The following is a 22,380-nucleotide window of genomic DNA, read 5'->3' as shown; positions in this document are numbered from 1 at the left end:
CGCGCGCCGTCCCGCCTGTTGGGGGCGCTTCCAGTCGCGGGGCGGTCGACGCCGGCAATAATGTCGTACCCTCCGGGAAGACTGTTTCCATGGAAGCTTTTGGGGATCAGCTCACGGAGTCCGGCGGCAGCACCGCCGTGCTGACGCGCGCGGCCCCGCCTGTTGTGGATCCGCCTGTTGGGGGCGCTTCCACCCTTGGGTGCGCTTCTGGGGGCGCTTCCACCGATGGGATGGCCCCCGGCGCGGGGCTCGCGGCGTTGCTGGCCGCGGCGAACGCCGTCGCCGCCGCAGCGTCCGACCGGCTCGCGATGGCCAGCTACGCTGAGGCCGCCGATTTCGCCGGCACCGTGGAGAACATCTCCCGGACCGTGGAGTACCTGCAGATCCTCGCCGCAGGGACCGTGGACAGGACCCGCAGCCAGGCCATCACCGCCGCCGCAACCGCCCGCACCAACCCCGGCCGGGGATGGGTCACCGGCTGGGACAACGGCACCGAAACCCTGAACGAAACCGACACCACCTGGCCCGCCGGACCCGCACCCACCAGCCCCGAAACCACCCCTGCGGCCACCACCGAGGCTATTCCCAGCGGTCCCGCGCCGTCTGTTCTGTCCTCGCCCGCGGACGACGGGTGCGCGAACACCGCCGAGTTCCTCCGGGTCCGGCTCCGGATCGGCAAGAGCGAAGCCCACCGCCGGCTCCACCTCGCCCACGCCGTGCTGCCCGCCACCACCCTCACCGGCGACACCACCCCACCACCCAGGGAACACCTCGCAGCAGGACTCACCCCCACCGCCGGCCCCGACTCCGACGACGCCGCAGACGGCGCCTCAGGCCCCGCGCTGGCCTGCCCTGCCGTGTCCTCCCGGGCCGGGACCATCATCAGCCTCACCCTGGACCGGCTCCAACACCGCACCACCCCCGAAACCCTCACCCTGATCGAGACCGACCTCACCCGCACCGCCGCCACCGCAGACCCGGACTTCCTCGCCCGCGTCGCCCGCCGCTGGTCAGACACCCTCGATGCCGACGGCACCGAACCCAGCGAAGAAGCCCTCCGCCACACCCAGGGCGCGTTCATCCGCAAACCCCGCCACGGCCTGCACCACCTCGAAATCTTCGCCACCACCGACCAATACGAACCACTCCTCGCCGCCATGAACGCTGCCACCAACCCCCGCACCACCACACCCACCACCAGCAGTACCGGCGCCAGCAGCGGCGGCCGCATTGACGGGGACATCGGCGGCGGCGCCGGCCAGGACGGCTGGGCGGACCCGGGCCCGGGCCCCGACATGGACCTGGACCGGCGCACCCGCTCCCAAAAACAACTCGACGGCATCATCGGCGCCGTCAAAGCAGCACTACGCACCAACGCCCTGCCCACCACCGGCGGAAACCGGCCCCAAATCCTCGCCACCATCCACTACCAGGACCTCCTCCCCCCACACCACAGCACCCACACCACCACCACCGGCACCGGCACCGGAGAACCAACCAACGGGACGGGAGAACCAAAGGACGGGACCGGGAACTACGCCTTCACCGGGCCCGTCGCCGCCGCCACCCTGCGCAAACTCGCCTGCGACGCCGACATCATCCCCGCCCTCCTCGGCACCCACAGCGAAATCCTGGACCTCGGCCGCAAAACACGCCTCTTCACCACCGCCCAACGACTCGCCCTCACCGCCCGCGACCAAGGCTGCACCTTCCCCAACTGCACCATCCCCGCCCCCTGGTGCGAAGCCCACCACATCACCTACTGGTCCCACAACGGCCCCACCAACACCAACAACGGCGCACTCCTCTGCTCACACCACCACCACCTCATCCACAAAGAACAATGGACCATCACCACCCACCAAGGCACCCCCTGGTTCACACCCCCACCCCACATCGACCCCACCCAAAAACCCCAACAAAACCACTACTTCAAACCACCACCCCCACCACAACGCGAATGAAGCTCAAACGAGAACAGTACAAACACGCCAGATCTGCGGGTAACACACGATTAGGACCTGCGGGTGAAGAGTCCGGGCCAAGTAGGTCTGGGGTTAATCAGGCAGACCCTGAGTTGATCAGGCAGGCGGACGACCATGGCAAACAACCACTGTGCCGTCGAGCTCATCAGAGCGGACTATCCGGACAGCCAGTCCCGTGCCGGCCATGATGTCGGCCGTCTGAGCAGCCTGACTTTGGCTCGTTTCGATGATGATGCTCCCACCCGGGAGTAGCCATTCCGGCGCCCCCGCAGCTATGCGACGGTGGAAATCAAGGCCGTCCGGTCCGCCGTCAAGCGACGCTCGTTTTTCGTACAGGCGGGCTTCCTGGGGCATGGTGTTTATCGCACCGGTCGGAACATAGGGGGCATTTACCGCCAAGACCCGGATCTTCCCCCTAAGGGCGGCCGGCAGGGCATCGAAAAGATCGCCCGCGTGGACCGTGCCACCCACGGGGGAAAGGTTGCGCCGCGCACAGTCAAGGGCGGCGGGGTCCACGTCTGTGGCATGCAGTTCAATTCCCGGAATCCGTGCGGCGATTGCTGTGCCAACTGCACCGGACCCACAGCAAAGATCCACGACGACGGCGGGCGACTCCCCTTCGCAGCCCGCCAGTGCGCGGTCAGCCTGCAGTAGGGCGACGGCCTCGTTGACTACGAGTTCGGTGCGGACGCGGGGAACAAAAACGCCCGCATCCAACTCAATTCGCAGTCCGGAAAAGCTTGCCCAACCCAGAACATGCTCCAGCGGGTAGCCGGCGACGCGTCGATCCACGGAAGAAGCGAGTTCGGCGGCGCTGGATGCCGCGGACAGGAGGAGCTGGGCTTCCTCCTCCGCAAAGACACACCCAGCGGACCGAAGCCGGGCACAGATGTCATCGAGGGAAGCTGGCCGCGATTCACTGGCCGGCATGGGAACGCCCTCTCGGTGAGCCGTCCCGCACCCGGTGATACCCCCTGCTTGCAGGTCCAACAGCCGGTCCCATCAGCAGAGGGAATCAGCTTCCGCAGGGACTACCTGAATACGGACCAACAGTCCTCCCGAAGTAGCTGGAAACTCCATGCTAACCGACGCTCCCGGCCAGCCCGCGTGCACCCACTGGCGCCCCAGAATAGCCGCTGGCGACCGAAGTCAAAAGACTGGATTTATTCCATGCAAGCGTTTACGGTGTGACGTGGTTCACATAGGGCGGTCGCTGATTGCCCGGAACACCGAGTCAGCCCCCAACCACCACCTGGCCCAACAGCCATCTTCGCTCCCAACCGAAACAAAATGCAGCCTGCACAGCAACGCCGCTACCAGGAAGGTCTCTCCTGACGTGAAAAACCGCACTCTCACGGGCTCCACCCCAAGCCTCCAACCAGCCACCCGCACCAAGCGGGCATCCAAGCGCGCGCCCCTCCTCCGCGCCGGCGCCGGCATCATCGCAGCGGCCGTCGCTGCCGCAACCGCGGTTCTCCCCGCGCAGGCTGCACCCGACCCGAAAAGCCCGGGAACGCCGTCGTCGGCTGCCAGCCACTCGCTTCGCGCTCCGGTCACCGACGAGAACTTCTACTTTGTTATGGCGGACCGGTTCAGCAACGGGGACAAAGCCAATGACCTCGGCGGCCTGGCGGCCGACCCGATGGTGTCCGGTTTCGATCCCACCAAGAAGGGCTTCTACAACGGCGGCGACCTGGCCGGGCTGCTGGACAAAATCGACTACATCCAGGGCCTGGGCACCACGTCCATCTGGCTGACCCCCAGCTTCAAGAACAAGGCTGTGCAGGTGGAGGACAAGTCGGCCGGCTACCACGGCTACTGGGTCACCGACTTTACCCAGATCGATCCCCACCTCGGTACCAACGCCGAACTGCAGGCCCTCATTGACGAGGCCCACTCGCGCGGCATGAAGGTGTACTTCGACATCATCACCAACCACACGGCAGACGTCATCGGCTACGAAGACAGCAAAGGGGTCGGGGCACGCCGCCCCTACACATCCAAGGACGCCGTTCCCTACAAGACAGCGGCCGGGGCAGAGTTCGACGACCGTGACTTCGCGGGCTCGAAGGCCTTCCCCAAACTCGACCCCGCGACGTCCTTTCCCTACATACCCGTGCTGCAACCAGACGAAAAAGAACTGAAGGTTCCAAGCTGGCTGAACAACACGGAGCTTTACCATAACCGCGGCGACACCACCTTTGTGGGCGAGGACTCCTACTACGGCGACTTCTTCGGCCTTGACGATCTCTTCACCGAGCACCCCACTGTGGTGAAGGGCATGGAGGACATCTATGAAACCTGGATCCGCGACTTCGGCGTGGACGGCTTCCGGATCGACACCATGAAGCACGTCAACAACGAGTTCTGGCAGGAGTTCGGCCCCAAGGTCCTCAACTACGCCCATGAACAGGGCAAAGACGAGTTCTTTATGTTCGGCGAGGTCTTTGACACCACGAAGAGCTTCACGTCGCAGTTCACCACCCGGAACGAGATGCAGGCCGTGCTGGACTTCCCGTTCCAGGATGCCGCCCGCAACTTCGCCTCCAAGGGCCAGGACACCCGCGCGCTGGAGACGTTCTTCGCCACTGACGACTGGTACACCGACGCCGATTCCAACGTCTACCAACTCCCCACGTTCCTGGGAAACCACGACATGGGCCGCATCGGCAGCTTCATCGCCGCGGACAACCCCGGAGCAACCGAAGCCGAGCAGGTGGCCCGCGACCAGTTGGCCCACGAGCTGATGTACTTCTCGCGCGGAAATCCGGTGATCTACTACGGCGATGAGCAGGGCTTCACCGGTCCCGGCGGCGACCAGGACGCCCGGCAGACGCTCTTCGCCAGCAAGGTGCCGGAGTACCTCGATGACAATCTCCTGGGCACCGACGCCACTCACAAGACGGACAACTTCAACGCAGCCCACCCGCTGTATTCCAAAATCAGCCAGCTCGCTGCCCTGACCAAGGAACACCCGGCCCTGCGCGACGGCGCCCACCAGCACCGGTACGCCTCCCAAGGACCCGGAATTTATGCCTTTTCGCGCACCGATGCCGAGGACCAGCGTGAATACGTCGTTGCCCTGAACAACAGCGAGCAGCCGCAGACTGCGGAGGTCCCCACCTACATCGGCAAGCGCAGCTACACGAAGATCTACGGCGATAGCGCCGCCGAGGCGAAGACCTCGGAGGAGGGGAAGCTGACGGTTACCGTTCCGCCGCTGTCGGCAGTGGTCTATCAGTCCTCGGGCCGCATCCCGCATTCGCAGGCCGCCCCCGCCGTCGCGCTGCAGGAACCTGCCGCCGCACCCGCCGACAACGGCCGGATCAACATAACGGCCGACGTCGACGGTGCTTCGTTCTATGAGGTCACCTTCGAAGCGAAAACGGCAGGCGGTGGCTGGGAGCCGATCGGCACCGATGACACCGCGCCGTACCAGGTGTTCCATGACGTGGCGGCGCTGGACGCCGGAACCGCCCTCGAATACCGGGCCACCGTGCTGGACAACGGCGGCCACACCGCCACCAGCCGGCCCCGCGCAGCAGCAGTTCCCGCCCCCATCCTGACATTGCACAAGCCCGTGGAGGGCAGCAGCGTCGAAGGTGCCGTGGAGCTGAGCGCCACCGCGGACCCCGAAAAGGCAAGCCACGTGGTGTCCTTCGAACGCAGTGTGGCAGGCGGGGCCTGGACTGGTGTTGGTTCCGATGATTCCTCACCCGTGTACTCGGTAACGGATGACCTGAAACCGCTGGACCTTGCGGATGGCACGCAGGTCCAGTACCGGGCGACTATGACCGGACCCGGCTTCAGCGTGACCAGCGAGCCGCGGACCGTGTTTGTGGGCGAGGCCCCGCAGCCTGACTCCGTGACAGTTGCCGGCGACCTGAACCTGGAGATGGGTTGCCCCGATGACTGGGACCCGACCTGCCAAGCGGCGTTCATGACACTGGATCCTGCGGACAACATCTGGCGGCTGACGGTGAACCTGATCGCCGGGCGGTACGAATACAAGGCGGCGCTCAACGGCAAATGGGATGTGAACTATGGCGCGGACGGAGTTCCTGGCGGGTCTAACATCGTCCTGGACCACCCTGGCGGGCCAGTCACTTTCCGCTACGACAACAGCACGCACATCCTCAGCGCCGTGTACGCCTCACAGCAGCCCGGGGCGGTGGCCATCGCGGGCAGCCTGGACGACGAACTCGGGTGTGCCGCCGAATGGGATCCCACCTGCGACCAGGCGCAGTTGACCCTGGACCCGACAACCATGGTCTGGAAGCTGGCCGTGACGAACCTGTTGGCCGGCACGTATGAGTTCAAGGCGGCGCTGAACCGCGGCTGGACAGAGAACTATGGCGCTGACGGCGTGCCCAACGGCGGCAACATCACCTACAAGCACGACGGCGGAGCGGTCACCTTCCGGTACGACCACTTCACCCACCTGCTCACGGTGGACTAGCCCGAGGAGACTAGCGGCGTCGCGGGCCTGGGTGCGGAAGCGTATGCCGCAGGCCCGCGACGACCCGCCGGATGGCAACCTCGGCAGTTGGAGGCTCGCCGAAGAACTGCCGTTGCAAAACAGTGTCGGCAACGTACCGGCCCGTCTGGAACCACTCCATCATGGCGGCCGCGTCCTTCGCCATGGGATTGACCGGAGCCAGCAGGGTCCCCGCCACCCGCAGGACACCCAGGGGAATGGACCGGACGCGGACCGGCCGGCCTGAGAGCCTGCCCATGATGTCCGCGACCTCCTGCATCCCCAAGGCCCGGTCCCAGCCGATGTCGATGCGCTGCCCTTCCAAGCCCGGAAGGTCAACCGCCTCTGCAAGGTAGGCGGCGACGTCGGAAGTGAGCGCAAAAGTCAGCGGAATCTGCGGGGATCCCATCCACATGAGGCGCCCCTTGCTGACGGGGTCGCCGCCGAACCGTGTGACCTGATCAAGGAACGCGCCAGGCCGCAGGGCCACAAACGGAACACCGAGTTCCTGCAGCTTGTCCTCCGTCAGTTTCTTGTGCCAGAAATGCGGAACCTGAGGGGTCTGGTCGCACGTAAGAATACTGGTCAGGACGAACCTTCGGATGCCTGAGCGGCTCGCTGCTTCGGCCAGGTTGGCGTTGCCCACCCTGTCGGTTCTGGGCGTGTCGCCTTTGCGGTGCCGGGTGTATCCCGCCGCCGAGGTGACCACGGCGTCAACGCCCTCCATGGCCCGCAGCAGCGACCAGGCATCCAGCATGTCGCCGCGGGCTATTTCCACGCCGGCGGCCTCCAGCCGTGAGGCATCCGAGCCGGGACGCACCAGCGCCCGGACGTTCTTAGCGCGCTTGAGCAGTTCAGTGACCACCTGGCTGCCCAGCATGCCGGTGCCGCCTACTACGAGTACAGGCGCATTGACCATGAGGTCCCCTCCTGTGAATGCCCGGTTACAGAGCCCGGCTATTTCACATTCTCACCCTGTGCGAATCAGCCCGCCAGACCCTAATATCCGCAAGGCGTTCTCCACCGCGGCCAGCAACGAAAGACGGTTACTGCCGAAGCAGCCCCGATGGGTATTCGGCCTCGGGGCCGGCCGCTCCGCCCATCGCCGCCACCAGCCGTTCGCGGGCTCGCCCAAGGTGCTCATCCAGCAGGTCGGCGGCTGCCTCGCCTTGGCCGGCCTCGATCAACTCAAGGATCTTCTGGTGTTCGGCGTGAATCAGTTCGGTGTCCAACAGCTGAAGGGACTGAACGCGGACCATGCATAACCGCACCTCGCCCACCAGCGAGCGGTACATCCTGCTGATGCGCTCATTGCCCACGGCGTCAATCAGGCTGGTGTGGAACCGCATATCGGGTTCGACGACGTCGAGCGGCGCACCACTCTGCACTGCGGCGATATCACGATTCGCCTGGACCGCTGTCTGGGGCACAGCCTTGGTCAGCGCAAGCCGGCGGAGCACTTCGCTTTCCAAATATGCCCGTGCGAGATAGATATCCCGCACCGAATCCGGCCCGAGATCCACCACTCGAGCCGTCTTGTGTGTCCCCCGGTCCAGAAGCCCTTCGGCAACGAGTTTCTCGATGGATGCTTTTGCCGTGGGGCGGGCGACCTCATACGACGAGGCGACCTCTGTCTCGGTCAGGCTCTGGCCGGATCCGAGGTCGCCGGAGAAGATCCGGCTCCGCAGGTCGGCGGCGATGGCTTCCACGATCGAGACTGCAGCAATCCGGCCAGGCACGTCAGGTTCCTTCCCGTATGGTTCCGCGTTGTTCTCCATCTTGCCAGACAAGTGAACAAGTAACGCTTGACCTACATGTGTACTTGTTAGACAATCGAAGTGCGCCACGGTGTTGTGACGTCAACCACAAGTCTGGAGACCCATGTTTCAGCAGATACTCGACCCCATCGCCGGGTCCCTTGTGCTTTCTGCGCTCTGCGCTGCGCTTCCCCTCGTCCTGCTCTTCGTCCTACTGGGCGTCTTCAAGGTCCGCGCACCCAAAGCTGCCTTGGCCAGTCTGGCCCTCTCGCTTGTACTTGCCATCGTCGGCTGGCAGATGCCGGTGAACCAAGCCTTGAGCGCCACTGCCGCCGGCGTCTTCTACGGCCTGTTTCCGATCCTCTGGATTCTGGTCAACGCATTGTGGATCTACCGGCTCACCGTGGCGACCCCTTGGTTTGAAGTGCTGGGACGCACCATCCGTTCCATCTCAAACGACCTTCGGATCCTGGCCATCCTGATCGCCTTCTGCTTCGGCGCCCTGCTGGAATCCCTGGCCGGATTCGGCGCCCCCGTCGCAATCTCAGCGGCAATGCTCATGGCGGCAGGCATGAAACCACTGAAGTCCGCCATTGTTTCACTGCTGGCCAACACAGCTCCCGTGGCCTTCGGCGCCATGGCAGCCCCAATCATCGCCCTGAACGGTGTGACCGGCCTGCCGCTGAACGAACTGTCCTCGATGGCAGGGCGCCAGACGCCCTTCATTGCCCTGATCGTTCCGCTGCTGCTGGTGTTCATCGTTGACGGCAGGCGCGGCGTGAAGCAGACCTGGCCGGTGGCCCTGGTTGCGGGCGCCGCATTCGGTCTGGCCCAGTTCATCACCTCAAACTACTTCGCTGTGGAACTTACCGATGTGGTCGCTGCAGTGGTAGCCGTGGCTGCCGTGCTCCTGATGCTGAAGGTCTGGCAGCCGAAGGACACAGTGGGCATGGAAGGCGCCGTGGAGGGCTCCTCAGAGGCTGCCCATGCCGCCGTCGCCGTCGCCACGGGCTCCCGCCGCAGCGGTTCCACCGCCGGCCCGTCAACTGCGGGTCCGTCCGCTGCGGGTCCATCCAACAGTGCCGGGCAGGCGGGCTCATCGTCGGCAGTCCCTGCAACCGGCGGCGCATCCGTGCCGACCGACAACACGCGGCCCGAACCCCGCCAGATCTGGATGGCGATCGCCCCCTACCTGATCATCATCGTCGTGTTCTCTTTGGCCCAGATTCCGTTCGTCAAGGCTTGGCTGAGCCAGGTCGGCAGCGTGACATTTGCCTGGCCAGGGCTGGACATCACCGACTCTGCCGGCAAGCCTGTCGCGGCCACCAAATTCAAGCTCGATCACTTCAAGGCGACCGGTACCCTCTTGCTGATCTCCGGAATCCTTACCATGGTGCTGTACAAGGTCAGGGCTTCAACGGGCCTGCGCATCTACCGGGAAACCCTCGTCCAACTTCGCTGGACCATCGTCACCGTTACCGCCGTCCTGGGCCTGTCCTTCGTGATGAACCTTTCCGGTCAGACCACCACCCTGGGCTTCGCACTGGCTTCCGCGGGCGGTTTCTTCGCCCTCCTCTCGCCGCTGATCGGATGGATCGGTGTGGCCCTCACCGGCTCCGATACCTCCTCGAACTCACTGTTCGGCCAGATGCAGGCGACTGCAGCAGCGCAAACCGGCTTGTCTCCGGTCCTGATGGCCGCCTCAAACTCCTCGGCCGGTGTCATGGGCAAGATGCTGTCGCTGCAGAACCTTGCCGTAGCCTCGGCGGCGGTGGGCCTTGACGGGGCCGAGGGGGCCCTGTTCCGAAAGCTGCTGGGCTGGAGCCTGGGCCTGCTGGCACTCATCACCGTGCTGATCTTCCTGCAGTCCACCCCGGTCCTCGGCTGGATGGTTCCCTGATGGCTTCCCTGGACCTGGCGGCCCTCCGCGAAGCTGTGCACGATCCCGCGCAGGTGAAGACCCGCGCCATTGACCTGCACGCGAACGCCCATGACGCCTCACACTTCCTCCTGATCCCCCAGGCCGTGGTGACCGCGGGCAGTGCTGCCGAAGTGGGCGGGCTGCTTCGTGCCAGCGCCGCCCAGGGGGTGCCGCTGACATTCCGCTCCGGCGGTACCAGCCTCAGCGGCCAGTCGGTTACCGACGGCGTGCTGGTGGACGTCCGCCGCAACTTCAGGGACATCGAAGTGCTCGACGACGGCGCGCGGGTCCGCGTCCAGCCCGGCGTCACGGTGCGTGCGCTCAATGCAAGACTTGCCCGCTACGGGCGGAAGTTCGGCCCAGACCCGGCGAGTGAGGCGGCGTGCACGATCGGCGGCGTAGTGGCCAACAACTCCTCCGGCATGAACTGCGGCACTGTGGACAACACATACCGCACCATGGAGTCACTGACTGTGGTCCTGCCCTCCGGCACCGTGATCGACACCGGGGCAGCCGATGCCGACCAGAAGCTCCGGGCCCTCGAGCCGGAACTCTACGAAGGGCTCGCCAAGCTGGCGGAACGGGTGCGGAAGAACCCGGACTCGGTCGCCAGGATCAGGCAGCAGTTCTCCATGAAGAACACCATGGGCTACGGACTGAATTCCCTGCTGGATTTCAACAACCCGGTGGACATCATGGCCCATCTGATCGTCGGCAGCGAAGGCACGCTGGGCTTCGTTGCCGAGGCCGTGTTCCGGACCATTCCCCGGCTCCAGCATGCGGCAGCGGGTCTGCTCGTGTTCCCGGACCTCGAGGCAGCCAACGCGGCCCTGCCGGCCCTCGTTCAAACGGGTGCGGCCACCATTGAGCTGATGGATGCCCTGTCGCTCAAGGTGGGCCAGGCGCTGAAGGGGACGCCCGCCGTCGTGAAGGACCTTGCGGTGCGGGACCATGCCGCCCTGCTGGTTGAGTACTCGGCCGGCAGCGCCGAACAGTTGGCCGAACTCCACGGGACAGGTGAGGGGATCCTCCCGGGCCTCGGATTGTCCGCCCCTGCGCGGTTCACCGGTGATGCCAGGGAACGCGGCCAGCTCTGGCAGTTGCGCAAGGGCCTGTACGCCTCAGTGGCCGGGGCGCGTCCGCAGGGCACTACCGCGCTGCTGGAAGACATTGTGGTTCCGGTCCCGGTGCTGGGCCGCACCTGCCGGGAACTGATCCGGCTCTTCGACAAATACAGCTACAGCAACAGCGTGATCTTTGGCCATGCCAAGGACGGCAACGTCCACTTCATGCTGACCGACGGCTTCGCCACCGCGGGCGAACTGGACCGCTACAGCGCCTTCACCGAAGACATGGTGGACCTTGTGCTGGCAGAAGGCGGCTCGCTGAAGGCCGAGCACGGGACGGGGCGTGTGATGGCCCCGTATGTCCGCCGCCAGTATGGCGACGAGCTGTACGACGTCATGCGCAGCATCAAGCAGCTCTTCGACCCCGCAGCGATGCTCAACCCGGGCGTGCTCATGGACGAGGACCCGCTGGCGCATCTGCGGCACATCAAGACAGCACCGCCGGTGGCGGAGGAAGTGGACCGCTGCGTGTCTTGCGGCTACTGCGAGCCGGTGTGCCCCAGCAAGGACATCACGCTCACCCCGCGGCAGCGGATTGTCACCCTGCGCGCCATCGAGTCCGCCCGGCTGGCCGGGGACATGGCGCTGGTCAAGGAACTGGAAAAGGACTACGACTACGAGTCCGTGGACACCTGCGCGGTGGACGGAATGTGCCAGACAGCCTGCCCTGTGGACATCAACACCGGATCATTGGTGAAACGCCTGCGGAAGGACGACGCCGGCCCGCTCGCCAACGGGGCCTGGAACGCCGCCGCCAAGCACTGGGAGGGCGTGACCCGGGGCGCTTCGCTGGCACTGACGGTGGTGGACAAGCTCCCTGCCGCCGTTATCGCTCCGCCCAACAAAGCCGCGAGGGCAGTGCTGGGTAAAGACACCGTGCCGCTGTACTCGGCCGAGTTGCCGGGCGGGGGTTCAGTCCGGAAGCGTCCGACGCCGGCGGGAACAGTTGACGCTGTCTACTTCCCCGCGTGCGTGGGCACCATGTTCGGGCCCGCCGGAGCGCGTACCGCCGAGGCAGGACAGGACGCCCAGGGACAGGACGCCCAGGGACAGGGTGTCCAGGGGCCCGGGGTTCAGTACAGCTTCGAACAGCTCTGCGCCCGGGCCGGGCTCAAGCTCCTCGTCCCCGAAGGCATTGACGGCCTGTGCTGCGGCACCCCCTGGTCCTCCAAGGGCATGGCCGCGGGGCAGTCGACCATGCGGGAGAAGACCCTCGCCGCCCTGCGCGAAGCAACCCGGGACGGAGAGCTGCCCATCGTGTGCGACGCATCCTCGTGCACAGAGGGGCTGCGGCAGGCTGTGGAGTCGGATACACCCAAACCAGGTCAGCGAGCCCTGCAGATGGTTGACGCGGTCGACTTCGTGGCGGATCGGATCCTTTCCGGGCTTCCCAGTCACGGGAAGCTCGAGTCGCTGGCCCTGCATCCCACCTGTTCCTCCACCCGGATGGGCATTAATGATGCACTCAGTGCTGTCGCCGGCGCAGTGGCTGAGCGGGTCGAGGTCCCGGAAAACTGGGGCTGCTGCGCCTTTGCCGGTGACAGGGGCATGCTGCACCCCGAGCTGACGGCTTCAGCCACGGCGAAGCAGGCCGCGGAGGTGGCGGACATGGGTGCCACGGCCCACGCTTCCTGCAACCGGACCTGCGAACTCGGTATGACGCGGGCAACAGGTTCCCAATACCGCCATGTACTGGAGTTGTTGGAGGAGGTCACCCGGTGACCTGGGCAGCATCAGCACCCGGCGCTGATCCGTGGAGTCCCGTCACGCGAGCGGATCAGCGCTCAGCACGTGGCGTCATGGAGGGTGTCAGCGCAGGGCATCCTCCACGGCGGCCAGCAGCGAGTTGAACCGGGCATTGGTGGGGAGGTCGTCGATGAGGACAGCCCGGCCGTCCGGATCACCGAGCGGGACCTGCCAGTTCGGGTACAGCGCCTCGGTGGTTCCCGGCTGGTTCTGCACACGCCGCTCCCCCACGGCGTCAACCAGCGCCACACCCAGCAGTACCGACGGCGATTGGGCCAGCAGGCGGTGCAGCGCCTCGATGGTGTGTTCCTCGGTCTCCGTGGGACCGGCGCTTGGGGCTTCTCCCGCGCCCGTGCGCTCCGGCAGCAGCCCCCGTTCCCGGAGCAGCCCCATCATCTTTTCCAGCGTGGCCACGTGTTCAACACGTTCTTCGGCCTCGGACCGTTCCAGCAGGCCCAAGCGGCTGCGCAGGCCCACGTGGTCGCCTGCCAGGTAGCCGGCGGTGGGCGGAAGGTCGTGGGTATTGACGCTGGCGAGGGCCTGGGTCCGGTACCGTTCGGGCGGAAGGGGCGAGTCGCCGTCGTTCTCGAACCAGAGGATTGAGGTCCCCAGGATGCCGCGCGCGGCAAGGTAATCGCGCACCCACGGCTCGAAGGTCCCGAGGTCCTCGCCGATCACCACGGCGCCGGCCCGCTGCGCCTCAAGCGCCAGGATCCCGATCAGCGCCTCATGGTCGTACCGCACATACGCGCCTTCCCGCGGGGAGTTTCCGGCCGGGACCCACCACAGCCGGAAGAGGCCCAGGACGTGGTCCACGCGGATGCCGCCGGCGTGCCGGAGGACGGTGGAGAGCATGTTGCGGAAGGGAGCATAGCCGGCCTCTGCCAGCCGGCCGGGATGCCACGGCGGCTGGTTCCAGTCCTGGCCGAGCTGGTTGTACATGTCCGGCGGTGCGCCCACGCTGACGCCGGGTGCAAGGACGCCCCGGAGGGTCCAGGCGTCGGCGCTGCTCAGGTCCACGCCCACGGCCAGATCGTGCACCACTCCCAGCCGCATCCCGGCCCGGCGGGCCGCGACCTGAGCGGCCTCCAGCTGTTCGTCGCAGATCCACTGCAGCCAGCGGTGGAAGCCGATCCTGTCCCCCAGCTTTGCCCGAAGGGCCTCAGCCTCGGCGGATCCCAGCGCGCAATCCGGGTCAGTCCACAGCGGATCTTCCGGCGCCAGGTCCTCACGGATGGCGGACCAGAGGGCGAAGTCGTCGAGGCCGGACCCGGAAATCCTGCAGAACTCATCGAAGGCTGCCTGCCGTGCCGGCGAGCGCCGCGCGTGGTACAGCAGCTCCAAAGCCTGGAGTTTGGCAGCGTAGACGGCGTTCCGGTCCAGGCGGTCCCCCTCCTTATTCAGGCTTTGGACCTGCTCCTGCAGCCGGTCCACAGCGGCACGCTTCCGGGGTTTGAGGTAGGCCAGTTCCGGGATGGCTTCCACCCGGATGTAGAGCGGATTGAAGAAACGCCGCGTGGACGGGGAGTAAGGCGAGGGCTGGACCGGCGGCACCGGTTCAGCGGCGTGCAACGGGTTGACCAGGACGTAGTCGGCGCCCCGCTCGCCGCTCAACGTGGCCAGGTCCGCGAGGTCAGCGAAGTCGCCCACACCCCACGAACGCTTGGACCGCACGGAATACAGCTGGGTGGCAAGTCCCCAACCGCGCCGCTCCAGCAGTGCCTCGGCAGTGGTGAGCCGCGCCGGGACCACCACCAGCGCACCCTCGGCCGTGACGCCGTCGGACTCTGCGTGCAGGGCATGCCAGCCGAGCGGCAGATTGTGTGGGAGGGCGAACGTGGCGCGGCCGGTGGGGACGCCGTCAACGTCCTGCGGCTGCACCCAGATATCCTGTTGGGCGGCCTCCACTACTCCCGCACCTGCCTCCAGCACGATGTTCAGCTGTGCTGTGGCACCGTCCCGCACATGAACGGGCACCAAGGCTGTTTCGCCCTGTTGGACGACGACGGCGGGCGGCAGCATCCGCCGCCAGGGCGCCAGTTCCGACTCGGCCAGCGCCGCTTCAATGAGCGCGTTGGTCCCGGCCTGGACGCCTAGCGACGCCAGGACCTTGATCAGGGTGTCCGGCGCGACGCTGTGCGGCAGCCCGTCCCAACCCTGGAAGGAGGTGCCTACCCCGTGTGCATCAGCGAGACGCTGCAGCAGATGGTGGTCCACCGGCTCATGACCTGCCGCTCCAACCGGCCCAGGGGATCCTGGCGTTCCGGCAAGTTGGGTGTGCTGCTGGTCTGGGGCCTTCATGGATGTCCGCCTCGTCTGTTGGGATGGGCCTGAACCTACCTGCTGCCTGCTTGCTTGCTGCCTGGTGTGCCCCGGTTTCACGCCGGGGCAACCGTTGGTCCGATTATTGCAGGGCAACGGAAACCCGCGAAAAGGGCTTGCCCAACCTCACCTTGCATGACGGGCCATCCAGCCGGGTCCCTGCTACGAACAACTGTTACGGGTTCGTCTGGGTCACCGGACGCTGCCCTGCGGGAATCCTGTTGGGTTGCAGGGCGTTAACCCAGATGCGAGCAAAACCATCGGGCCTTTGATCAAGGAATGGAATGAACGCAAAGTTTGTATCAGTTGAAGACGACGCCGGCAAGGTCACACGGTATGTGCGTCATGCCAACGGTGGCGGACTCGTCGCACCGGGAGCGGTGGTTGCCGAGAACGCCCGCATCGGGCCGATGACCTATGTGGAGCATGGCGCCCACATCGGTTCCGGCTGCCGGGTAGGGCACGGGAGCTGGATCGACCGCGAGGCAAGGATCGGTGACCGGACCGTGATCGGCGACGGTGTGCGCGTTGGCCGTGGCACAGTCATTGGCAGCAGGGCGAACATCGGCAGCCATTCGCGGATCGGTTCCGGCGTCCTGGTGGAGCACGGAATCCATCTCCACGCGGACAGTACAGTGCCCGACGGCGCCGAGGTCCTGGCAGGATCGCGCCTGCCGGCGCGGGTGCCGGCTGCGCGGGTGCCTGCTGCGCGGACGACGGCGGTGAAGACGGCCGCTGTTCGAACGCCGGCAGCGCGGACGCCCGCGGAGCAGCGCCAGGCACGTAAATCCAAAGGCCGGATGGCCGCATAGATCCCCCTGCCGATCGGCAGGGGGTAATTTTACGAAAGGGAACACTCCATGGTCAGGGCAATCTGGAACGGACAGGTCATCGCCGAATCCGAGGACACGGTGATGGTTGAGGGCAACCACTATTTTCCGCGCGATGCCGTCAACCCCACGTTTCTCAAGGACAGCAACAAGACCACTGTCTGCTCCTGGAAGGGCCAGGCGAGCTACCACACGCTGGAAGTCGGCGGTCAGATGAACAACGACGCCGCCTGGTTCTACCCCGACCCGAAGAAACCGGCGTCGTCCATCAAGGACCGCATCGCCTTCTGGCGGGGTGTGACCATCGAGGAATAGGCGCTGCGGGTCAGCAGCAGGAAGTCAGCCGCAGGAATTCGGCAACCGGACGTCGGCAGCAGGATGTCAGCGGGTTCCTCAGAAGAGGGCGGGCTGGTTGCCTTCGGCCCCTTCGGGGACCGAGTCCGTAGCGATGGGTAATGCCCATGCCGCGCGGAGGCCGGACACGCCGGGCAGCAGGTCCTCGATGGTGGACTGACCCTCCAGCACCGGTATTTCAGCCGCCAGCCCACTGGTTTCCATTTCCGCAGTTTCCACGCCAGAGAGCATATTCGAACCGGACGGAATTGGGCCGCAGACACTCCCTTGCGAGTCGATGGGGGACGGCACTGGTCCGCGCCGCACCCCGGGCGCCCGCACGTGGGGTTTGCCAACGAACTGGGCCACGACACTGACTAGGCTGATCTTTCATGAGCCTCGTTTCTACACCCCTGGGCAGCGTCCGCGGCACCCGGCAGATCCTTGACGGCCTGCCCGTGCACTGCTTCCGGGGCGTCCCGTACACGGAATCGCCCGCTGGCACACGCCGTTTCCTGCCGCCGGTTCCCGTACTTCCCTGGGAAGGTGTCCGCGACTGCACTGCACCGGGCGCCATGGCGCCGCAGAATCCGGACGACTTCACACCGCCGTCGGCCGGTTTTGCCGATTTGTGGGACGAGGCCGCCTGCCTGAACCTCAATATCTGGACCCCGGCCCCGGACGGTGCCGGACGGCCGGTGATGGTGTGGATTCACGGCGGCGCTTACCTCACAGGGTCAAACAACGGCAGCATGCACGACGGCGGGCCGCTGGCTGCGGAGACCGACGTCGTGGTGGTGGCCATCAATTACCGGCTGGGGGCCTTTGGATTTTTACACTTGCCTCAGCTGCTGGGTCCTGGGTACGAAGACTCTTCCAACACCGGGCTCCTCGACCAGTTGGCGGCGTTGCGCTGGGTTGCGGGAAACATCGCCGCGTTCGGCGGGGACCCTGCCAATGTCACGGTCTTCGGCGAGTCGGCCGGGGCGGCGGCCATTGGAACCCTGCTGGGTATGCCGGCGTCGGACGGGCTGTTCCGCCGCGCGATCATGCAGAGCGGAACCGCCGAGCGCTTCAGAACCCCCGCCGGGTCCGCTGAAGTGACCCGGGACTTCCTCCGGCTGTGCCGGCTGGACGAGTCGCGCGCGGCCGAGCTGCTGACCCTGCCGGCCGCACGGCTGCTGGACGCCCAAAAAGCACTCTGTGACGCCGCGGCACCGCACAGCTTCGGCGTTCCTTTGCCGTTCCAGCCCACGGTGGGGACGCCGTCCCTGCCGGAACCGCCGCTGGACACCGTCCGTAGCGGCCGCAGTTCCGCGGTGGACCTGCTGGTGGGCACCAACCTCAACGAGGGCTCTTTCGCGGTTGAAATGCGCCCGGACTATCCGACCGACCCGCCGCTTTTTGAGGACCGCGCGGAGTTGGTGCTGGGCGGATACTTTCCGGATCCTGCCCGTGCCCGCCCCGGCTTCGCGGCTGCCCTGGCCCACAGCCTGGGCAAGGATCCTGACGGCCGGGAGCAGCTCGAGGCCTGCCTGGCAGATCTGCAGTACCGCCAACCCAGCAACCGGCTGCTGCGTGCCCGCGAGGGATCGGCCGGCGCCACCTTCAGTTACCTGTTCACCTGGGCGAGCCCGGCGTTGGGCGGAAAGCTGGGTGCCTGCCATGCCCTGGAGATTCCGTTTGTGTTCCGCCAGACCGGCAACCGCGAAGCCAGGTTCCTGACCGGCGGCACAGCGCCGACAGACCTGAGCCTGGCAATGAGCACGGCGTGGGCAGCATTCGCCCGGGCCGGGACTCCGGAGGCGCCGGGACTGCCGGAATGGCCACGCTACTCAGCAAATGAACGGCACACCATGATCCTTGACGAGCGGCCCGGCGTCGAAGCCGATCCGCGCGGTTCGCTCCGGGAGTTCTGGCTGGGCTCAGCGGCCCGCGAGGGAGTTCAAAGTGTCCCGGATTCCGTTCAGCGCCGGATCCCGCAGTGACATAAACGCCGGCCTCAGGAGGGGCTGGAGGATCTTTGCCGGGCCTTTGATGTCAAATTCCGCGGTGTAGGTGACCAGCGATCCCTGGCCGGATGAGCCCACATCAATGGAATCGAAGGCCGTAATGGACTTGTTTTCGCCGCGGAGTTTGATGTGGCGGTCGGTCAGTTCGATCACCTCGTACTCCAGCGACTGGCGCTTGCCGCGGAACTCGGACTCCGCGTGGTAGCGGTGCCCTACCGCGACAGGACCAGGAGTGAGCTTGTCCATCACCGGCGTACTGGGGTCCCACTCGCTGGTGTTTTCAAACTCAGAGAGGAAGGCAAACGCCTTCTCAGGGGACAGTTTTGTTTCGATGGATCCGTCGACTTTGATCATCCACCCAGTGTAGGAACGCGGGACCGCAAGCACATCACTTCAGGCCCAGGGAATGACTGGCCTCTGTCCCGCATACAGTTCCCGATGACCGCATGCGTTCAGGGCCGGGTTTCCTGGCGAAGGATGAAGCGCTGGACCTTGCCGGACGGTGTCTTGGGGAGTTCGTCCACGAAGTGGATACGCCGGGGGAAGGCGTGGGCAGCGTACTGCGTTTTAACGAGGGTCTGCAGTTCGGTGACCAGGGCCTCGCTACCCGAGGCGTCTGAAGTCAGGACCACGTAGGCTTCCAGGACTTCGCCGCGGAGTTCGTCCGGCGCTCCGATGACGGCTGATTCGAGCACGGCGGGGTGCTGGGACAGGACGCTTTCGACGTCGAACGGCCCGATCCGGTAGCCGGCCATGATGATCACGTCGTCGTCCCGGGCGGAGAAGTAGTAGAAGCCGTCCTCATCCACCATGCCCGCATCCCCGGTGATGTACCAGCGGCCGTCCTCGCTGAAGCGCTCAGCGGTTTTCTCCGGTGCGTCCCGGTAGCCGGTGAACCACATCATCGGGCTGTTGGCCGTGTCCACCGCCACGCGTCCCATTTCCCCCGGGGCAGCAGGTTCGTTGGCCGAGTCCTTGAGCACAGCGCAGGTCCAGCCCGGCAGGGGGTGGCCCATCGAGCCGGGGCGGAGCTCCTGGCGCAGGTCATCATGCCAGGCGTTGATGATCATCATCCCGTGCTCGGTCTGCCCGTAGTGGTCCCGGACGGGGACGCCGAAAGTGTCTTCGGCCCAGGAGATCACCTCGGGCGTCAGCGGCTCCCCGGCGGAAGAGGCCCGGCGGAGGCGGATGTTTTTGGCTGCGGCGGGCTTGGAACGCATGGTCCGGTACACAGTGGGCGCGGCGGCGAAGTTGGTCACCTGGAAATGTTCCAGGACGGCGAAGCTGAGTTCCGGGGAAAACCCGGCATGCAGCAGCAGGCTGCGCCGGCCCGCCGCGAGCGGTCCGAGGATCCCGTAGTACAGCCCGTAGGCCCATCCGGGATCAGCGGCGTTCCAGAACACGTCATCCTCGCGGACATCCAGGCCATATTCGATGTACTGACGGAATGCCGCCAGGGCCCGGAGCGGTACCGGCACGCCCTTGGGTGCCCCGGTGGTCCCGGAGGTGAAGATGAGTACCAGCGTGCCGTCACCGCCCACAGCCTCGGCCCGGATGCCCGGCTCGTGGGAGGCCAGCAACTGGTGCAGGGAAAAGTCATCCCCGGCGGCATGGTCCCCGGCGACCACCACAGCAGCTGCCGTTTCCTGGATCTTGCCGCGCTGGTCCTCGTCGGTGATGACCACTTTGGCGCCGGAGGCGGTCAGGCGCAGTTCGATGGCGGGCCAGGCGAATGCCGTGAACAGGGGAACGTGGACGGCCCCGCGCCGCCAGATCGCCAGGAGCATCACCACCAGGTCAGCCGATTTGCCCATCAGCGTGGCCACGGCGTCGCCGGGGCCCACGCCAAGTCCGGCAAGGGCAGCAGCCCCGCGCTCGGAACGCTCACGCAACTGGCCGTAAGTGATGTCGGTGCTGGAGAGGTCCGACTCGATGAGCGTAAACGCTACGGCGTCAGGCTCATGCAGGTCGCACAACAGCTCGGCGGCGCAGGCGCCCTCCCCCGTGTACATCCTGATGGCGGCCTCGACACTGAGGGCTGGTGCAGACATAGAGGACTCCTACCGACGGTGGCGTTGTCTTCCCCATCCTAGGACCTCTTCAAAGGATCGGTTTTCCTAAGGTTTATAGGTCATCTTTCATCGCTTTTTCTTATCTGATTGCCCTTCCATACTGGAACTGAACCAGCCGCCACGTCATCCACCCATTCAGAGAAAGCCCGGGTCATGCTGAAAACCTCCGGTCAGAACCAAGCAGAACAACCACTCCGGGCGTCAGCGGCCGCCATGCCGGGAACAAGCATGATCGATGATTCCTGCAGCGGCGGGGACGACTGTTTCTTCTGTACCTGCCCGGAAACCGACTAAGCGCTGCCCCGCACTCAGCGCGCTTCCAGCAGCTGTTTCAGCTTGGCGAGATCCTTCCGCATTGCCCGGCGCATCATGGGCGCCATCACCAAACCGGCAACGCGGGAAAACCCTGCCGGGCTGCCAGTATTGCGCAGCACCATCCGGGTCCGGCCCTCCCCTGCGTCCTGCCACGTGTAGTGGGTCTGCATGGGAAACGGGCCCTGGGCGGTCCGCATGGTCAGGGATGTGCCAGGGACGAGCTCCGTGAACTCATAGGTGTATTCGAGCGACCGGCCAAGGAAGTGCGCCACAAAAGCCACCCGGGAGCCGACCCTCTGCGGCGGCACCGTCTCCCACCGCACGGATGCGATATTGCTGTACCAGTCCGGCGCATTGCCGGGGTCAGCGGCGTACCCGGCCACTTCCAGCCGTGGACGGTTGATCACGGTCTCGGTCTGGACATCAACCACGGGTTCCTGCTTTCATCTGCAATCGGTGGTTTTCAGGGTGCCGAGTCCCGGACTCTCAGGACAAAATCTGCTTCCACGTGGACGCCGTCTCCGGCTGGCTCCCGCCCCTCGATACGGTCGATGAGCAGCCCAATGGACTTTTCGGCGATCTCGCCCATTCCCGGCGACACCGTGGTGAGCGAAGGTGACGCGAAGCTTGCCTCGTCAATGTCGTCAAAGCCCGCCACGGCCACGGACCCGGGCACCTCCACGCCCCGGACGAGCAGTTCGTGCAAGGCACCGAGAGCCAGGGCGTCGTTCAGGCCAAACCCGGCATCGAACGCGACGCCGCCTGCCAGGAGGCCCGCGACGGCGGCAGCCCCGCCGTCGCGCCGCCATTCACACGGTGCCACCAGGGCCGGATCGAACGGTATCCCGGCCTCGTCCAGAGCCTTGCGGTAGCCGTTGAGCCGCAAGCCCGCGGTGCCGGCTGATTCGTCGGCGCGGGCCCCGACCACCGCAATACGACGCCGCCCTCCCGCCAGGAGGTGCGCTGTCACGGCCTGCGCGGCCTCTTCGTTTTTCATGGTGACCAGATCGAACCGGGAGTCCACAATGTGCTCGCCGAGCATCACCACAGGCTTGCTGCCGCGGTGGGAGGCAACGGCGTCGGCGTCCAAGGCCAAAGGGGTGAAAAGGAGCCCGTCGGTCAGTTGCCGCAGCGGCCCCTGAAGCGCACCCAACTCGTTGCTGGCCGCGGCCCCGGACTGCTCCACGAGGACGCGGTAACCCCGCACGGAAGCCACCGTCATCAGCCTTGAGGCGAGCTCGGCGTAATAGGGCGCCGAGAGATCCGACAGGACCAGCCCCAGCATCCGCGTCTTTCCCGAACGCAGGCTGCGCGCGGTCAGGTTGGCTTCGTAGCCCAGCTCCGCGATGGCGTCATGGACTTTTTGCTTCGTGGCAGGGCGGATGAACTCGTAGTCGTTAAGGACGTTGGAGACGGTTTTCAGCGAGACGCCTGCTGCCCGCGCGACGTCGTTCATGGTCACTGCCATTGCGGCTGCTTCCTT

Annotated in this window: 15 protein-coding genes and 1 pseudogene; 7 read left to right on the top strand and 9 right to left on the bottom strand. The window is 65.8% G+C overall.

Features of this window, described 5'->3' with window-relative positions; genetic code table 11:
• The first annotated feature begins 89 nt into the window (after window positions 1-89).
• Window positions 90-1,964 (top strand): HNH endonuclease signature motif containing protein, encoded by a 1,875-nt coding sequence (locus ACS5PJ_RS12405; protein WP_439435188.1) that lies wholly within the window; start codon window positions 90-92, stop codon window positions 1,962-1,964.
• A gap of 117 nt (window positions 1,965-2,081) precedes the next feature.
• Here the strand turns inward: ACS5PJ_RS12405 and ACS5PJ_RS12400 are convergent, their stop codons facing one another.
• Window positions 2,082-2,915: a putative protein N(5)-glutamine methyltransferase gene (locus ACS5PJ_RS12400; RefSeq protein WP_439435187.1), complete on the bottom strand. Its 834-nt coding sequence runs from the start codon at window positions 2,913-2,915 to the stop codon at window positions 2,082-2,084.
• 406 nt (window positions 2,916-3,321) lie between these two features.
• Here ACS5PJ_RS12400 and ACS5PJ_RS12395 point away from each other — a divergent pair, with 406 nt between their 5' ends.
• Window positions 3,322-6,444: an alpha-amylase family glycosyl hydrolase gene (locus ACS5PJ_RS12395; RefSeq protein WP_439435186.1), complete on the top strand. Its 3,123-nt coding sequence runs from the start codon at window positions 3,322-3,324 to the stop codon at window positions 6,442-6,444.
• A gap of 10 nt (window positions 6,445-6,454) precedes the next feature.
• Here the strand turns inward: ACS5PJ_RS12395 and ACS5PJ_RS12390 are convergent, their stop codons facing one another.
• Entirely contained in the window at window positions 6,455-7,381 is a 927-nt protein-coding gene (locus ACS5PJ_RS12390; protein ID WP_439435185.1) for an SDR family oxidoreductase, read from the bottom strand.
• Between the two features lie 127 nt (window positions 7,382-7,508).
• Window positions 7,509-8,201 (bottom strand): GntR family transcriptional regulator, encoded by a 693-nt coding sequence (locus ACS5PJ_RS12385; protein WP_439435184.1) that lies wholly within the window; start codon window positions 8,199-8,201, stop codon window positions 7,509-7,511.
• 142 nt (window positions 8,202-8,343) lie between these two features.
• On the opposite strand from ACS5PJ_RS12385, the gene ACS5PJ_RS12380 reads away from it, so the two are divergent.
• Together ACS5PJ_RS12380 and ACS5PJ_RS12375 are read left to right on the top strand one after the other, a co-directional pair.
• Complete coding sequence (locus tag ACS5PJ_RS12380) at window positions 8,344-10,119, top strand: L-lactate permease (RefSeq protein WP_439435183.1); 1,776 nt, start codon at window positions 8,344-8,346, stop codon at window positions 10,117-10,119.
• The gene (locus ACS5PJ_RS12375) at window positions 10,119-12,989 is read left to right on the top strand and encodes an FAD-binding and (Fe-S)-binding domain-containing protein (protein WP_439435182.1); all 2,871 of its coding nucleotides are present in this window, start codon (window positions 10,119-10,121) and stop codon (window positions 12,987-12,989) included. The genes ACS5PJ_RS12380 and ACS5PJ_RS12375 overlap by 1 nt, the downstream gene beginning before the upstream one ends.
• An 87-nt stretch (window positions 12,990-13,076) precedes the next feature.
• Here the strand turns inward: ACS5PJ_RS12375 and malQ are convergent, their stop codons facing one another.
• A complete protein-coding gene (malQ, locus tag ACS5PJ_RS12370; RefSeq protein WP_439435181.1) occupies window positions 13,077-15,314 on the bottom strand; it encodes a 4-alpha-glucanotransferase in 2,238 nt (745 codons plus the stop codon).
• A 305-nt stretch (window positions 15,315-15,619) separates the two neighbouring features.
• On the opposite strand from malQ, the gene ACS5PJ_RS12365 reads away from it, so the two are divergent.
• On the top strand, window positions 15,620-16,147 hold the full coding sequence (locus tag ACS5PJ_RS12365; RefSeq protein ID WP_439435180.1) for a transferase: 528 nt from the start codon (window positions 15,620-15,622) through the stop codon (window positions 16,145-16,147).
• A gap of 45 nt (window positions 16,148-16,192) precedes the next feature.
• A pseudogene (locus ACS5PJ_RS12360) lies at window positions 16,193-16,480 on the top strand (DUF427 domain-containing protein); the annotation flags it as partial.
• A gap of 78 nt (window positions 16,481-16,558) precedes the next feature.
• Here ACS5PJ_RS12360 and ACS5PJ_RS12355 read toward each other — a convergent pair.
• Window positions 16,559-16,723 (bottom strand): hypothetical protein, encoded by a 165-nt coding sequence (locus tag ACS5PJ_RS12355; protein ID WP_439435178.1) that lies wholly within the window; start codon window positions 16,721-16,723, stop codon window positions 16,559-16,561.
• Between the two features lie 167 nt (window positions 16,724-16,890).
• Here ACS5PJ_RS12355 and ACS5PJ_RS12350 point away from each other — a divergent pair, with 167 nt between their 5' ends.
• On the top strand, window positions 16,891-18,486 hold the full coding sequence (locus tag ACS5PJ_RS12350; RefSeq protein WP_439435177.1) for a carboxylesterase/lipase family protein: 1,596 nt from the start codon (window positions 16,891-16,893) through the stop codon (window positions 18,484-18,486).
• On the opposite strand, the gene ACS5PJ_RS12345 is transcribed toward ACS5PJ_RS12350, so the two are convergent.
• From ACS5PJ_RS12345 to ACS5PJ_RS12330, 4 genes are all read right to left on the bottom strand, one after another.
• Window positions 18,424-18,864 (bottom strand): SRPBCC family protein, encoded by a 441-nt coding sequence (locus ACS5PJ_RS12345; RefSeq protein WP_439435176.1) that lies wholly within the window; start codon window positions 18,862-18,864, stop codon window positions 18,424-18,426. The genes ACS5PJ_RS12350 and ACS5PJ_RS12345 overlap by 63 nt on opposite strands.
• Window positions 18,865-18,962: 98 nt before the next feature.
• A complete protein-coding gene (locus ACS5PJ_RS12340; protein ID WP_439435175.1) occupies window positions 18,963-20,561 on the bottom strand; it encodes an AMP-binding protein in 1,599 nt (532 codons plus the stop codon).
• A gap of 329 nt (window positions 20,562-20,890) precedes the next feature.
• On the bottom strand, window positions 20,891-21,328 hold the full coding sequence (locus ACS5PJ_RS12335) for an SRPBCC family protein (RefSeq protein ID WP_439435174.1): 438 nt from the start codon (window positions 21,326-21,328) through the stop codon (window positions 20,891-20,893).
• Between the two features lie 32 nt (window positions 21,329-21,360).
• The gene (locus tag ACS5PJ_RS12330) at window positions 21,361-22,365 is read right to left on the bottom strand and encodes a LacI family DNA-binding transcriptional regulator (protein WP_439435173.1); all 1,005 of its coding nucleotides are present in this window, start codon (window positions 22,363-22,365) and stop codon (window positions 21,361-21,363) included.
• Window positions 22,366-22,380: the final 15 nt, after the last annotated feature.

The organism is Pseudarthrobacter cremeus (assembly GCF_051857465.1).
Lineage (GTDB): Bacteria > Actinomycetota > Actinomycetes > Actinomycetales > Micrococcaceae > Arthrobacter.
This window is presented reverse-complemented; position numbering and strand designations above follow the sequence as displayed.

Excerpts from the sequence above, each read along its gene's own strand:
- ACS5PJ_RS12365 (WP_439435180.1), top strand. The coding sequence starts at position 15,620 with ATGAACGCAAAGTTTGTATCAGTTGAAGACGACGCCGGCAAGGTCACA.
- ACS5PJ_RS12345 (WP_439435176.1), bottom strand. The coding sequence starts at position 18,864 with ATGATCAAAGTCGACGGATCCATCGAAACAAAACTGTCCCCTGAGAAG.
- ACS5PJ_RS12355 (WP_439435178.1), bottom strand. The coding sequence starts at position 16,723 with ATGGAAACCAGTGGGCTGGCGGCTGAAATACCGGTGCTGGAGGGTCAG.
- ACS5PJ_RS12390 (WP_439435185.1), bottom strand. The coding sequence starts at position 7,381 with ATGGTCAATGCGCCTGTACTCGTAGTAGGCGGCACCGGCATGCTGGGC.
- ACS5PJ_RS12350 (WP_439435177.1), top strand. The coding sequence starts at position 16,891 with ATGAGCCTCGTTTCTACACCCCTGGGCAGCGTCCGCGGCACCCGGCAG.
- ACS5PJ_RS12405 (WP_439435188.1), top strand. The coding sequence starts at position 90 with ATGGAAGCTTTTGGGGATCAGCTCACGGAGTCCGGCGGCAGCACCGCC.
- ACS5PJ_RS12380 (WP_439435183.1), top strand. The coding sequence starts at position 8,344 with ATGTTTCAGCAGATACTCGACCCCATCGCCGGGTCCCTTGTGCTTTCT.
- ACS5PJ_RS12400 (WP_439435187.1), bottom strand. The coding sequence starts at position 2,915 with ATGCCGGCCAGTGAATCGCGGCCAGCTTCCCTCGATGACATCTGTGCC.
- malQ (WP_439435181.1), bottom strand. The coding sequence starts at position 15,314 with ATGAAGGCCCCAGACCAGCAGCACACCCAACTTGCCGGAACGCCAGGA.
- ACS5PJ_RS12340 (WP_439435175.1), bottom strand. The coding sequence starts at position 20,561 with ATGTCTGCACCAGCCCTCAGTGTCGAGGCCGCCATCAGGATGTACACG.
- ACS5PJ_RS12375 (WP_439435182.1), top strand. The coding sequence starts at position 10,119 with ATGGCTTCCCTGGACCTGGCGGCCCTCCGCGAAGCTGTGCACGATCCC.
- ACS5PJ_RS12330 (WP_439435173.1), bottom strand. The coding sequence starts at position 22,365 with ATGGCAGTGACCATGAACGACGTCGCGCGGGCAGCAGGCGTCTCGCTG.